General features: G+C 54.7%; 16 protein-coding genes. All 16 read right to left on the reverse strand.

All coding sequences use genetic code 11. The annotated features are described in order from the left end of the window. On the reverse strand, nt 1–476 hold a 476-nt coding region (locus ACN0WW_RS16730; protein WP_417614155.1), incomplete at its 3' end, for a conjugal transfer protein TraH. Then, nucleotides 466–1,341, reverse strand: coding sequence for a conjugal transfer protein TraF (locus tag ACN0WW_RS16735; protein ID WP_089132055.1), 876 nt, complete (start codon nt 1,339–1,341; stop codon nt 466–468). The genes ACN0WW_RS16735 and ACN0WW_RS16730, both read right to left, overlap by 11 nt. After that, complete coding sequence (locus ACN0WW_RS16740; RefSeq protein WP_089132056.1) at nt 1,338–3,071, reverse strand: conjugal transfer protein TraN; 1,734 nt, start codon at nt 3,069–3,071, stop codon at nt 1,338–1,340. The genes ACN0WW_RS16735 and ACN0WW_RS16740 overlap by 4 nt, the downstream gene beginning before the upstream one ends. Nucleotides 3,072–3,074: 3 nt before the next feature. Further along, complete coding sequence (trbC, locus tag ACN0WW_RS16745; RefSeq protein ID WP_089132057.1) at nt 3,075–3,842, reverse strand: type-F conjugative transfer system pilin assembly protein TrbC; 768 nt, start codon at nt 3,840–3,842, stop codon at nt 3,075–3,077. Further along, entirely contained in the window at nt 3,839–4,873 is a 1,035-nt protein-coding gene (traU, locus tag ACN0WW_RS16750) for a conjugal transfer pilus assembly protein TraU (RefSeq protein ID WP_417614158.1), read from the reverse strand. The genes trbC and traU overlap by 4 nt, the downstream gene beginning before the upstream one ends. Beyond that, a complete protein-coding gene (gene traW, locus ACN0WW_RS16755; RefSeq protein WP_417614160.1) occupies nt 4,870–5,505 on the reverse strand; it encodes a type-F conjugative transfer system protein TraW in 636 nt (211 codons plus the stop codon). Before traW ends, traU begins: the two co-directional genes overlap by 4 nt. After that, nucleotides 5,502–6,011, reverse strand: coding sequence for a S26 family signal peptidase (locus tag ACN0WW_RS16760; RefSeq protein ID WP_417614162.1), 510 nt, complete (start codon nt 6,009–6,011; stop codon nt 5,502–5,504). Before ACN0WW_RS16760 ends, traW begins: the two co-directional genes overlap by 4 nt. Continuing rightward, nucleotides 6,008–6,400: a TrbI F-type domain-containing protein gene (locus ACN0WW_RS16765; RefSeq protein ID WP_417614164.1), complete on the reverse strand. Its 393-nt coding sequence runs from the start codon at nt 6,398–6,400 to the stop codon at nt 6,008–6,010. Before ACN0WW_RS16765 ends, ACN0WW_RS16760 begins: the two co-directional genes overlap by 4 nt. Beyond that, nucleotides 6,397–6,798 (reverse strand): hypothetical protein, encoded by a 402-nt coding sequence (locus ACN0WW_RS16770; RefSeq protein ID WP_089132060.1) that lies wholly within the window; start codon nt 6,796–6,798, stop codon nt 6,397–6,399. Before ACN0WW_RS16770 ends, ACN0WW_RS16765 begins: the two co-directional genes overlap by 4 nt. A gap of 1 nt (nt 6,799) precedes the next feature. Next, nucleotides 6,800–9,361, reverse strand: coding sequence for a type IV secretion system protein TraC (gene traC, locus ACN0WW_RS16775; RefSeq protein WP_089132061.1), 2,562 nt, complete (start codon nt 9,359–9,361; stop codon nt 6,800–6,802). After that, nucleotides 9,358–10,092, reverse strand: a complete 735-nt coding sequence (locus ACN0WW_RS16780; protein ID WP_159647808.1) for a hypothetical protein — start codon at nt 10,090–10,092, stop codon at nt 9,358–9,360. Before ACN0WW_RS16780 ends, traC begins: the two co-directional genes overlap by 4 nt. Further along, a complete protein-coding gene (locus tag ACN0WW_RS16785; protein WP_236554118.1) occupies nt 10,089–10,964 on the reverse strand; it encodes a DsbC family protein in 876 nt (291 codons plus the stop codon). Before ACN0WW_RS16785 ends, ACN0WW_RS16780 begins: the two co-directional genes overlap by 4 nt. Beyond that, complete coding sequence (locus ACN0WW_RS16790) at nt 10,961–12,280, reverse strand: TrbI/VirB10 family protein (RefSeq protein WP_089132063.1); 1,320 nt, start codon at nt 12,278–12,280, stop codon at nt 10,961–10,963. The genes ACN0WW_RS16785 and ACN0WW_RS16790 overlap by 4 nt, the downstream gene beginning before the upstream one ends. Beyond that, nucleotides 12,277–13,101, reverse strand: coding sequence for a type-F conjugative transfer system secretin TraK (locus ACN0WW_RS16795; protein ID WP_089132064.1), 825 nt, complete (start codon nt 13,099–13,101; stop codon nt 12,277–12,279). The genes ACN0WW_RS16790 and ACN0WW_RS16795 overlap by 4 nt, the downstream gene beginning before the upstream one ends. Beyond that, on the reverse strand, nt 13,098–13,697 hold the full coding sequence (locus ACN0WW_RS16800; RefSeq protein WP_089132065.1) for a type IV conjugative transfer system protein TraE: 600 nt from the start codon (nt 13,695–13,697) through the stop codon (nt 13,098–13,100). Before ACN0WW_RS16800 ends, ACN0WW_RS16795 begins: the two co-directional genes overlap by 4 nt. An 11-nt stretch (nt 13,698–13,708) precedes the next feature. Beyond that, nucleotides 13,709–13,991, reverse strand: a 283-nt coding sequence (gene traL, locus ACN0WW_RS16805; protein WP_417614168.1) for a type IV conjugative transfer system protein TraL, incomplete at its 5' end; no start/stop codon positions are given.

Raw genomic sequence — 13,991 nt, forward strand, 5'->3', positions numbered from 1 at the left:
CCGCCCACCAGTCCCTGCGCCATTTCGCAGCTATTAATATTGAGATTGTTCATGAGCTGCGCTTTTTGCGAAAACTCCTGCATGATCTTCGAGCATTCCGGGCAAACCGTGTCGATGGCGAGGCTGAAGGCAAAGCCGACCGCGTTGTTCGCCACGGCTTTGAGCATCGCGACAATTTCGCTGGCGTTGATGAATGAAAACGAACCTGCAAAAATATCAATACCGCCGCAGCCTGCTTTGGCAGAGGGTAGCTGCAAGTTTGCAATATTGGTCGTCTTCTGGGGAAAGCGCGTCCAGACATTACCGAGACTATAATAGCCCGCCGACTGGCCCTCGAATGCGGTAGGTCCGGTGACATTGGCAGCGCCGCCCATATCATCCATGAACCGGTCCATACTGTCTCCGACATTGGCAGAAAGGGGAGCGATGATTAGACTTGCGGCTGCAATCGTAGCGATTGCTTTTTTAATAATCATGTCCGGCTTCCTTTGATGTGAGCAAATAAATACGGTCCTGCAGTTCATCCGCTGAGATGATGCCGTAGCCAATCGGGATGGCCCGGCTTTGCGCGCTATCCCAAAGCACCAGGGCAGGGGTAATTTTAGGCTTCAATCCCATGCGCACGCGTTGCCCGGTCTCGACGGTGTAATTTTGGAAATGCTTCGATGGTCCGCCATCGGTTGAGATGGCGCGGACCGTCAGTTTCCAGCGACCCGATACTGATTTTACGATTGGCGACATGACCTCACAGGCTCCGCAGCTCTGAGCAAAAAAGTAAAACAGCCCGTAGCGTTTCCCCAGATTGGCCATGACGGTATCACGCGAAGCGCTTCGCGCATCTTGCCACTGTCTTTTGGCCAGCGTGGAAACCGGGCGCTCGAGCGTGTAATCCAGATCGGGTTGCTGCCAGATCGCGCGCTGCCAAACGTCCGAAAACAGCGACGCGCGGTCGAGCTGTTCGCGTTGGAAGCGTATATAAGCGATAACATTCTCGCGGGTTGGTTCGAGAATGGCTTTGGCTTTAAGCTCGCGCAATTCCTTCGTGACCGCATCGAGTTTCTCGCTTGCGCTTGTCTGTGGTTCTGGCGGCAGCGCTTCCATTTCAGGCGGCTTTGGTTTGGTGCAATAGAACCAGTAGCCTAGCCGGCGCTTCTCGCAGTAGAGTTCATCCGCGCTGGTTCGCGCGGTATTGGTTGGTGGGTCAATTGGATTGGATGTTGCGCCTTGCGCAAATGCCGGACTGATGGCGGCGTCAATAAGAAACACGATTGCAAGGACAAGCACGGCCAAGCCGCCGAGCGCTAAGGGCAGGGGAAACCTTCGGGCTAAGTTGTTCTTCATGGGCCTGATCTCTCGTAGAAGTTTTGAATTTTCTGCTGGATGTCATTGGCCGCTTCGAGTTCATCGGGCAGGCGGGCAGCTTCGGTAAATTCAGAGTAGATTTCGGAAAAATCCATTTTTGAAAGATCAAGCTGCGCGAATTCCTCAATCGAGAATCCATGACATTGTTCGTCTTTCGCGCGTGCCCAGGGCTTGGGAAGCTGCGCGCGGCCTTGCTCCTGCAAAATACGCGATAATTTCGAGGTGAAGCAGCAATATGCCTTCTTCTTGGTGATGCAGATGCCGAGGATCTTCTTCGAGCAATAGCTGCCGACATAGGCACACAGTCCATTTGCATCGCGTTGGTGAAGGAGGATCTCTTGCGTGTTGCAGCCCAGCGCAACCAGCAGACTGATACCGGGAATAAGCGGAAAGCCTTTCCCCTTGCAGCAGTTAAGTACGCCAAAGACTTTCGAGCCGCACGTTTCGCGCTCGCCTTTGAAAAGCGTCAATGTGTCCGGATCAAATTGTCCCCGCGCATCGTCCATCGCATGGAGGGCAACAGCGGCATCTTTGAACTCATCATTGGGCGTACGTTCGATTGTCTCGCATGATCCGTCGATGCAATAGACATCGCCGTCACAAATATACTGGTTGCCTGAGCCTTGCGTATCTGGAAGCGGGCAATCATAAACGCGCTCTATCGTTGAACAGGGATTATCTTCGCTCAGGCAATCTTGCCGCAGCAACTGGCAAGCCGGATCATTGTCGAGTTCCTCGCAATCATTGGCAGCGCGCCGCGCATTGCATTGATAGGCCCGCTCCCATGCCCAACAGGGTTTTGTCACCGGCACTCCGTCTATGATGCGGGTTTCCGGGTCGCTGTCGCTACAAGTTTCGGCTGTTTGCTCGCAATCTGCATCTTCGGCGAAAGTCCGGCATGCGGCATCATTTTTGTTTTCCTGAATAATGTTCTCAGATGATGTCGCGTAGGGCGTTTCTCCCGCGACAGGCGCGCTGCAGCTCATTTCAACATAGGGCTCGCCGGGTTCAACGCAGTATCTCGGGCCATATCCGTTGTCATGCCACTGCAAACATGGTCCTGGACGTAATCCGGTCCTACGGCATCCATTTGCGTTAAATATCTCGCAAGAAGGGACGCCGCCAAAACCATATGGGCTGATGTAGCTGCACAGATAATGATATTGGGTCCGCGCTTCGACGCTTACATCCAGATAGATGCTGCAGCTCTCGTTTGTTTCTTCCAGCGCCACCCCGCTATTGCAGGTTGCTGTATAACGGCCCGGCGATCCGGGAGAAGGTGGAAGCGGAACGCAGCGCCCCTCCGCTCCGCTAACTTCCATATCGCTGGTATAGGCAAGCGGGTCTTCGTTGATCGATTTAGACCGAGCAGTGACCGCTTTGATTTCATCTATCTCAAACTTAGCCCGCCGGGTATTGGAATCCTTAATCGCTTTCATGCCTTCGTGGCTGCGCGCTGCAGCCCGCGCATCGCCTTCAATACGTTCCGGATTATTGGCATAATCGGCCTCAGCTGGATTTGATGTGTAGCCGGGAATACGCGAAGCATCAGGCTGCGTGCTTGCATTTGCGCGCGCGCGTTTCTGCTGTTTGCCAGCAAAAGCTTTTCCTTCTTCTCTCGCCGCCTCACGGTCCTGCGCGGCCAGTAGTGATCCTGCGGAGAAACTGATGATCATGACGGCGAGTAGAATTGTGTTCAAAAACTTCATCGCTCAGCGCTCCTTCTTCAGGCGGGCAAGGTGCAGCGCAGCGAGACGCGATCCCGGACCAGCGCCGCCCGCAAATGTTTCCAGCGCATATTCTACGCTGACATTGCCGGTCATCCGGTCATGGGGTGGGACCGCACCTTTGCAGTCAAAGCCGTCGCACAGAGTAAAATCGGAGGAGACCATGACGAAACTGGGCGCAGCCTTGACATCGAAAGCGCGAAATAGCCTGGGATCAATACCGAGCGCGGATAATTGCTCGCCGTTTGATGCCATGGCGGTGAGCATTTTTGTCAGCTGTTTGGCGCTGCCTCCGGGGAAACCGCGCAGCACCGTGACCCCGCCTGCCGCTGATGTGTCGTGAACGAGTTTTTTCAAAGACTGGGGCGGCATCGACAGACTTGCAAAGGCAATGAAACGCGGTGCGTCGCCGAGATTGGCCTGGGCCATTTTTGCATGGTCCGAAATCATCCGCTCGAAATCAAAGACTTCGTCTTTTTTGTTGTCGTTGTTTCTGTGTTTCCGCTGGACAGTCTTCGTATATCGCTCGCCATTAGCCCTTGCCTGGTCTTGGGTCTGACGGGCTTCATCTCGCAAATCTCCGCTGCGCATGCGGACATTTTCAGCCAGCGCTTCTGCCTCGGCGGAATAGGATTTGGCCGAAGCACGAATGGACTCAATATCGAGGGCTTCCGAGTTTTGATTTTGCGCGGCGGCGAAACCCGCCGTGCAAGTGGCCCCGAACAAAAGGAAAAAGGAAATTGTGTTTCTCATAGCGCGCAGCAATTCCGTTTGCGCCAGACGAGATAGCCCATCTCCTCGCCAATGGCGGGAATGACCTGTCCGGCAGATTGAAAGGTGGTGGAGGCTCCGATGGGCGGGCAGGCATAGCGGCCCTTGGTCGCAGGATTGGGATTGGTTGCCTGCAGGCGGTATTGCTGCTTGCGCATGATCGGCATGAGATATTTACCGCACAGACCTTTTTTGCCCATGGTTCCCCAAGACACCAATTGGCGGTGCAATTTGAAAGCAAAGCGCGACAGCACGAGCCGCGAGGCTTGAACATGGCCGATGCTGGCAGAGACATTGCCGTTCATTGGATACATTGATCCTTGACAGCCAGCACACCAGAAGAGTTCATCGCGCGGCAGATTGACTGTGGCGGAAACACAGTCGGCAGCGCAGGCGGCAAGCGCCAGCGGATTAGCAAAAAGCACCGCTTCTGGATTAATGATCGCGGTAAGTTCACTGTCTTGCCACAGCGGATCAATCTCGGAAATATAGAGAATATCCACCGAGCCTGCTTCAAGGCAGAGAAAATCAGCAACAATCTCCATCCAGTAGATCAGCGGATAGGCATACCAATGCACATGCCAACTGGAATAATATTGGCTCGCGCCGCCAATGGCCGATGGCCCTGAGATTGAACGATATCCAATGTCAAACCCGGGATCGATCTTGAGCCCGCCCAGATTGACAAAGCACCATGGCTTCATGCTGACATCGGCAAGCCGGACCGGCTCCCAGAACCCCATGGCAATGCCGGGTCGTATTCCGCACAGACAAACGGGCAAGGTAGGATTTTTAGGATCAGGTCTGCTTGATGGCCAGATATCAAGGCCGCCAATCGACAGCGGGAAAAGACACGACCAGCAGATATCGGTGATCGGATTGACAAATTTACCGGTGCAGCGGCCCGGCCCCGCATCGGCGCGAGCCGGGGCTGAGACAAGCAAGCTGAATGCCAGCAGACATAATAGTAATGCGGGCTTAAATCTGAATATTTTTGAAAAGCTTTTTGTCATTGGGTTGGCCTCCGCTTTTTGGACAGCGCAAACTCCCGGATGCGCAGCATCCGGCCCTGTTGATCGACCATCGCCGGTAGTGCTTTAATATCGAAATGCGCGGTCAGTTTTCCGCCTTGATCAAAATAGAATCGCCTTTGGCGCGCTTTCATCAACTTGAGCGGCGCGCCGTTCGTCAGAATGAGTTTCGCAGTCTTTGATTTTTGCGCAAATGCCCATTCGAGCTGGGCTGGATCATCGCCGTCTAGAAATATCAATGCCGCGCGCAGAGGAACGGTATCGAGGGGATTGACCCTGGTTCCTTTGGCCCAGATCCTGCGTTTATCATGACCAAAAATATCGGCCTGCAATGTGATGGTCGGATCGAACAGGCGCGTTGTGGATTTTTCTGCTCTGATCAACCCCGCAACGGGTTTAGGCCGGTTTACCCTTGCGATGGTGCGCGCTTTGAGTTTCTGGTTCAGCCGGTCAATGTCGCCATTCTTGTCCATGGTCTGAAGACGCGACTGAATTTGTTCGAGTAAATCCGGTTCAATAATTGGGAAATGAGTACCCTGCTGGCCATAGTCGCGCGCCAATACCGGTGTCGACAGCAAGGCTCCAATGAGGAAAGGCAAAGTTAGTCTGTTCACAATATTGCCCTCCCGGTGCCAATAATCCGGGGCGCACAAATGAAACCGATCTCGCCATAGCGGCTATCAAAGCCATGTTTGTGGGACGTTCCAACATAATAGCAGCCGTCCGGAATGATGCCTTCAGGGCCTTTGGTAAGCGCGACCCCTTTGCGGGTTTTGGGTTTGGTTCGCGCGACAAGATGATCATCGATGAAGACATTTTTGCCGTCATGGCGAACCCGGTCGCCCGGCATACCCAATATCCGTTTGCCAAAAATCTGCGGCTTCGCGCCAAAGTGGGTGTTGAGCAGTTCTGAACGCGGTGGCTCGAAAAATATCAACGCGCCCCGAGAAGGGGTAAAATTCTTGTCCAGCCAGAATGCCCAATTGGGGAGGCTGGGAGAGGCGTTGATAAGTAACGCATGGTTGTCGCTGAATTTGGCTATCGGCGCATAGAGAAACGGGATCGCCACCAGCATTGCCAAAATGATCGGACGTTTCAGGCAGGATATGAGAGCGCTCATTGCGGTTTCTCCCGGCTGTCGGTTTCGAGTTTTTGGGCGATACTGTTTTTAAGCTGCAACGTGGCATCCGGCGTATTTTTTGAAAGCACGGCTTCAGCAACCAAAATCACATGTCCACTACGGCCCAAATCATCCACCGCCGCTTCGGTTGCTTGGAGATACCGGGCAATTTCTTGCCGGGTGACTTCGGGATCAGCATCACCCTTTGCTTCTGCGTCAACGAAATCGCGCATGATCTCGGACATATGGACCTGAACAATTTGTTGTCCATTGGGCTGGGTCAGACGCAAGCTGACCCAGATGATCCACAAAACCAAAGCCGTTACCAGTAGGACCATGATAACGGATCGCCCGCTTGGTAGATGCTCTAATAGTGCTGATTTGGTCATCCCTCCCTCCCTTCGGGAAAATCATCGGTAATCCGGGCAATGAATCTCGGTATCCGAAGCGCCGCGATCAGAGCAGTAGACCCAAAGAACATGATTTTAAGATCGCTGGAAAACGCCAATCTGCGCACCCCGTCCGCTTCGAGGTAGCGGCTGCTCAAATTGTCCAGATGCGCGAACAGCCCGAGCAAATCCCAACCGGATAGCAGCAGGAAAAAGCACAGCGGCAGGCCGAGGGCCATCAGGACCGAGCTTATTGCGAATAGCGATGCTTCCAGCATAATGTAGCAAGAGGTTTGAAAACACTGTCGCACCGGAAACGGCGAACCTTTGCAGCGCAAGTCCTTGCTTGTCCCAAGGAAAAGATAAGAATCAAACAGCGTATCGGTTTTGTCAGGCATTTTAAGTACCCTTCCGATTGTCGGCGCCGACACCGGACACGCGGGCAATCGCCTGTGCCAGAGAAGCACCCGCTTCCTGCTCAGCTTCGATCGCAGCATAAACATCGGGCGAAGAAGAATAGATACAGGCGGAATAAGGATCAAGAACTAGCCTGCCGATCGCTTGCGTTTCCGGGCCTTTGATAAAGACCTCGCTATATTCCTCGCCCGAACGTTTCAAACTGCGGATCAGCGTTTCAGTGCGATCATCCATGTCGAGGCGGTCGTTCTTGCGGAAATCAGCAATGGTTTCCGGCTTTTGCTGGAGCACCAGCATCCAGTCGCTATTTTCGAGCGCTGCGGTTGCGCCGTCCGATTTATAATAATCATTGAGTGACTGCGTGGCGGTAGCCAGCGCGCCGCCATATTTGCGCGCAGTACGCGCATAGGTTTCAACAAACTCTCCCATCGAGCCGCCTTTGAGGAGCGACCAGGCTTCATCGATGAGAAGTAATTTCTTGGTGCTGCGCGGGCTCTGGGTCATCGCCTGGCTGGTCATGAACATGATAGCGCACAGAATGACCGATCTCAGCTCCTCGCGCGTTGCTAGATCAGACATCTCAAATACGGTAAAATCATCATCGAGCGCGATACTGGCCTGACCTTCAAAAAAGCCGCCATAGCTACCCCCGCTCATATAGGGTCCGATGGCAACGCCCAGATCATCGGCGACAGGATTGGAAATGCCCGCGAATGCTGCTGCCACGTCATTGATCGTGCCGCCGCTGCCAAGCGCTTCCCAAACTGTTGTAACCGCCTGATCGATCAGACCGCGTTCGGTATCGGTAAGCCGGTCGCTGTGCCGCGCCATTTGACCGACAATCGCTTTGATCATTGCGATGCAGTCGAGTTTATAATCATCGTCTTCGGCAGCGCGCACATCATCAATCATCGAGAAGGGATTGAGCGAGAAACCGGATTTGAGGGTAAATTCTACAAATCGCCCGCCCTGCAATTTAACCGAATGTTCAAACGAGCGCCCGTCATCGATAACAACAACTTTTGCGCCGGCGCCGCGCAGGCTTGCGCACATTTCCTGAAGCAGCACCGATTTACCCGAACCGGATTTGCCGCAGATCGCCACATTATGATTGCCCGCGTCATTCTCGAACGGCGACCAGTAGAATGGCTGCCCGCGCCTACCGACCAGCAGCAGATGCGGGAGCGGCCCGCCCAGAAATTCGCCCTGCAACGGGGCAATATGAGCCGCGCTAGTCGAAAGCATGGTTTTAAGCCGCTTTAGACGTTTAAGATCATGGGCAAGACCATCGGCCAGTGTCATGGGCATGGCGGCGATCAGACCTTGGAGCTGGAGAAAGCGCTCGTCGGCCAAATCCCAACCAGCGGCCTTATAGATCGCTTTGATCGAGCGTTCATGAGCATCGCCAAGGCCAAGCGGCGAATAGCTGGTGACGCCATAAAACAGTTGCACGAGGCGTTTGCCAGCCTGCAATTCTGCCTGGACATGGCTCCATTCGGACGATTGCTGGGCGAGCTTGGGCAGAAACCGCGCGCTCTTGGATTGGCTGAGGCTGGTTGTGCGCATGAATTTGAAACCGGCTTTTGCCGAGGCACCCTCGCGGTCGGGGTAGACCAGACAAAGCATGGTCGCAGCCGGGCAGGGGAAGCGCAATTTGTCGGTGAACATGTCGCCGATGAGCCGCGCGCATTCCCAAGGCGCCCATCGTTCAGGCATTTGCCTGACGCCAAAATGCCGGATGTCAAAGGCATCGGGATAGATTGCGCCAATTTCCGGCGTGCCATCAGCGCTTCGGCCAATTTCCCGGAACCTTTCGGTGCGCAGGATCATCCGGTCATCTTCAACTTCGAGCTCAATATCCCGGCGGATGGCTTGGCTGGCAATATCATCGAGCGGATTGTAAACGGTTCGGTCTTCTTGCGGCGCTGTGGTGGGGGAAGTCAGGTCATCAACGAGCGCGATGAGTTCCTGCGGTTCCATTTCACCCGCATCAATGCCAAGAGACGTCAGTACGCCGACAAGCCCGTCGCGGCACTGCGCAAGTTCATTGTCATCAATGTTTGCGGTGTCTGGAACGCCCAGCGAGATAACCAAATTATGGCAGCGGGCATGAAACGGCGCATGGGCAGATCCGCTTTCCCAGACCAGATCATAAAGCCTTTTTGATCTGTGGCGCGCCATTGCTTCATATACGCCGCCCTGTGCGTAGCGCTTGGCAAACCACGGGGCGACTACCTGGCCAATGCGCGGGCTGGCAAAATGTAAAATCTGCAAGCACGCGCCTTCGGGCATGCCTTCTGAAAAAAACTGCCCCAATATTTCACCGGTGCGTTCATCCGCGCCAATCAGTGGCGCGGCCGACAATATAAACCCCTTGGAACGCGCGTTGCGATACAGCCGCGGTCCGGTATCAAACACCCGGTACGGCAGCCAGTCTGAAAGCATGTCGAGCGCGATGCTCGGTCTTTGATGGTCAGCGGTTTGCTGATCACCAAACAGGCCCGATAACAGTTTTGCGCGCGCAGATGGAATGGAGAAGTTCATCGTCCCTTCTCCTCGCCAGGCCGTTTTTGGGCCCCGCGTATCTTGGCGGCTTCGATGGCTTCAATGCTCGGAAAACCATCTTTCGTGATTGCTCTCAAAACAGGGTGAGGGGTTCGACTTGCTGGGGGAGGGAGCCCATCGAACCCCTCGATTGCCGGCATGTTTGCCCCGGCAATTGCCTCTCGCACGGTCAAGGGGTACGAACCACGCGAGGGCAAATTGTATGAACTTTTGAGAAATGGATCAACGGCGCTTGTAATGTCCGGCTGCGTTTCGACGGTGCTATCGTCTGCGTTAAGAACGCCACTGATATTGTCTTTGGATGCTTGCTTGGCTTGATCTGAGATATCGCGTGCCATTTGCTTGGCGATATTAGTATCACCACTAGCCAATGTGGCAGCCCAGTCGGGAGATCTTGCGACGACGTGCACGCTGCGGGCTTCATGCAAATTGCCCGATGCATCGACAAATCCGGGAAAGACAATTTTCAGAACACGCTCGCCGGTCCGCGAGGTTTGCGCCGCCGATATCAGACTCCGCCTGCCATTTGGCTGAGGTTGATCGAGCATTGCGGCACTCGCCGCTGCATCAATTTGCGACGTTGGCGTGCAGCTACCGCCCGGCGCCTTGCAATCAAAACTGCCGCTAATATTGCTGCCCAGACTAGCACAGGATGACAGTGAGACGCATGAAAACGCAAACAAGCCCAATGGAAAGCGCGCGCGCGTCATTTTGCACCTTTTGCATTTGAGCCAAGGAACGCGCGGATTTCGGCAGCGCTGCGATACCCTTCGAGCACCGCGCCGTCACTTGCGCGCACCATGACCGGCGTCCCGGAAAAACCGTGGCTGCTTGCAAAGGCCTCATTGGCATCGAGACCCGATGTGTCGCATGATTTTTGTGGTTTTGGCGTTTCGCCGGAATAGGCTTGATGCAGCGCCTTTGCAGGATCACGCGAACAAATCACCGCTTCGGCCAGTCTCCGGCTCTTCTCGCCAAAAATCGAAATGGGCCGCTCTTCGACGCGCACGCGTGCTTTTTTGAGTTCAGCCGTCAGCCGCTTGCAATAGCTGCAATTGAAATCCGAAAAGACGATGAGTTTGGGGCCGGATTTGGCCCCCCAATGGATGGCTCCCAATGGCTTTAAGTCTGCGACGGGAACTTTGGATGCGCGTTCTTTAGCTGGCTGTTTTGAGGCCGTTGGTCCACTGTCATTTGCACGCGCGGAACCTGCGACCAGCAGCTGCGGATTAAGCTCCAGCAGTTTGGCCGCCGTCAGGTCGGCCCGGCTTTCCATGTCGTACAGACGGCCGACAAATAGGTAGCGCGCGCGTTCATCAATATAGAATAATGTCTTTTCGGATACGACTTCGCACAGGCCGCCAAAGCCCTTGCAGGTGAGGCTGGTAATGGGTGTTTTTGGCAGGCGCAGTGCGATTGCCGTTCTGACATCCTCGAGTACAGCAGCGGCATTGGCTGGAGCCGAGATGAAGCTGGCTGCAACAAGGCCCGAAACCATCCCGCCGCTTGCGACGGCAAGCGTAATGGCGGCGGCCCGAGACTTGAAACTCCGTATCTCGGTTTTGAAATTGGAAAAGATCACTTTTTTTCACTCCTTACATGGACGCCGTCGAGAAAGACGATCTCGACATCGATGCCGGTCGGCATCTCGACGACAGGTTGATATTGTTCGGCTCGTTCGATGAGATATTTGGAGACGGTATCGGCGGCATCGCCAGCGCCCTGACCAAGGCCGCCGGTCAATATGTCCGCGCCCGAAAGGCTATCGCGTTTCCCGTCCGCGCCAATCTGACCGGAAAATATGCCGTTGGCATTGGCGGAAAAGCCGCGCCCAAACCCGCCGACAATCCCGGCAAGCAGGGCTTGACTGACAAGATTGCCTTCGCGGCTGACAACGCGGCCGCGCACGCCGGATTTACCGGCAAAGCTGATAAAGCCTTTAACCTCGCTGACGGCGACCCGCCCGCCGGGCTGATCGCAGGTCATACGCGCAAGCTTCACATAAACTTTTTCAGCCGAGAGATCGCCGCGAGCCGCGCCGTTGACGATGCATCCAGTGATATTTGTCGTAAGCAATTTGCCGTTTTTGACCACCGAACGGGCAGGGCCGGTAATCCTGAGTACCACCGGCAAGGGGTCGCTCTGACTGGCAACCCCGACCGAGGCATCAACGCCAACAATAACTTTTGCCGGTGCATAGCTATTGGGTGGTAGATATTCCGGGCTGTCTTCAACCAGCAGCGGTGATGTTTCAGATGTGCGCTTCTTGGAAGATTTTGATCCCTGCTCGGTGCTTCCGAAATTGAGTATTTTGACTGCGCCGGATGGAGAACCACCAGGCGTGATTTCTGTACCATCGGGTGATCCAAGCGATGACGACTGGCGGTTAAAATCGCTTGCCTGCGGCCCATAGGTCGGCGGTGTCGCCAGCGGCGGTGTTGCGGCTTTCTCTTCCAGCTGCGTCTTTAGACCCGCGTTTTCCGCAGAGATCGCATCGATAGCCGCTTGCCCGTTGGTGCGCATTTCGCTGTTCTCAAGCCGAAGAGCTTCAATCTTATCTTCTATCTCGCGTGTAGGGAGCTGCGCTTCCTTGAGAGCCTTTTGATCCTGGGTAAGTTTATTAAGCCGGTTTTCATAAGCCGCGACAAACTCGCGCTGGGAAAGATTGCGGTTGACCAGACTGCCAGCATCAATGGTCACTATGCCGCTTTCTTGCGTACCTTTTTCATCGCCATCACCTGCAAACAGAAACCAACCGCCTGCGATCAGCGCGAGACTGCCAATACCGGCGAGCAGCATATTTTGCCGGCGCGCGATCTTCTTGTTGAGGCCGACGCGCGCATGTCCGGGTTCTGCCTCTATGTCCGGAATTTGGGTTGCCGTTTTGACGTCGCTCATTGGTCTGCCCCCCGGGTCGCGGTGACAACAAAGGCCGATGTGCTTGTTCCGGCTTTCAGTGTGTTTTGGGCAAAGGAAATTGCGCGCGCGGATTTTGGTGCGAGCTCTTCTTCATTGAGCTCGACTGCTATTTTTCCGCGATTGGTGAGAATGAACTGCTGCGCGTTGTAATTAGCTCCGCGATATTCCGCGATGAGCTGGACTTCGATGGATCCGGTTCGAACCGGGCGCGTCATCCGCTGGCGCACGCTATAACCGGGAGGCGCTTTCCCCTCCGCCACCGCTTTGACCAAAGCGATGATGGTCTGCTCTTCGCTTCTTTCGTTTTCCCAAGTCTCCGCCTCCGGTTTTGCAAGGGCGGGATTGGTTATAAAAAGCTGATGCGCTTCAACAGGGGCCGTGTGGCAGGCAAATTTATAGACAAAACCCTGTTTGCTGGTGGCGAAGAAACTAACGCTGTCGCTGGCGAAGCTGGGCGGTACGGAAATATAGATATCGCCGCGCACCGGTTCATGGGTCACCCCGAAATCATTATAGGGATAGCCCGAAGCGATTTTTGAAACGCTGGAAAATTCGTCACCAACCAGCGCTATGCGCGTGAGTTCATCGCGCGATAATGTGCAGTCAATCTTTGCATTGTCCGCCGCCTCGATAAACTGGTCCGCCAAAGCGGGTGATGCGCTGACCGAAAGTGCGGTAATAAGTAATGCCAAGCCAAGAGTTTTGAACCCTGTATCGGGAAGCCGCGTAACGCCCCAGCTGATGCTCGCCATGCCGCCGCCCACAAGACAGGCGGGCAGGGATGTTAATATGCTGCTCATAACGAGGCATCCTTTTCGATTGATTTTTGCTGAATTTGTTGATCGCGCTCGGTTGGGACCTGCGCAAAACCGGTCAGCGCAAGCCGAAGGCCTGAGTAGGTCCAGCTAAAGATAAATTTGCGCTCCTCGCTGGCGATTACCTGCGCGCCGACAAACGTCTTGAGCGTTCCGGTCACTTCAGACTTGAGTTCTTTCGGATCGATGACGAGCGAACGGATGACAAACGCCTGGGCAATATCGGAGCCGCGTTGTTCGGAAACGATTTGGACCAATTCTGATTTGAGGCGGCCATGGGCACTGGGATCGGCTAGCTTGAGAATCTGTTCCATCCAGTAATCAAGCCCTTCAGGGCTACGGTTGAGCAGCATGAGAGCGGTATCTCGGGTGACGAGCTCCAAATATTCATGGGACACGCCTGCGCTCGATAAAGTCAGCGATTGTCCGGTCACAGGTACCAGCACGATTTCACGTGACTGCATTGATCCAGCTGCAATGGCGGCCAGACTGGTGACCGCTAGCCCTGCGGCTGCGAGCGCAAGCCAGTTGCGTTGCCGGAGCAGACGCTGCGCCGATTGATGTGCTATTTGTGCTTCCATCTTCTCCTCCTTCAACCGGCCAGAAGTCGGCAATAGGAGGGCGGCGTCGCTTTCAATCCCAGAAATGATCCGGGCAGATACCAGTAGACAGCATGAAGGAGCTGCGCGTTCGCACCGCCAGATTTTGCTTTTCGAAGGGCAAACCAGGCGACAAATGCTAGTGCGATTCCTACAAAAATATGCTGCGCTAATATGCCCCAGGCGAACGGGATGATCAGGCCAAGAAACTCGTCGATCGTCCAAAATCCGATGAGTTCGGGATCATCAAGCCGCCGGGGCAAAAGATATCTGTCA

The organism is Parasphingorhabdus sp., from assembly GCF_048269865.1.
In the GTDB taxonomy this organism is placed as follows: domain Bacteria; phylum Pseudomonadota; class Alphaproteobacteria; order Sphingomonadales; family Sphingomonadaceae; genus Parasphingorhabdus.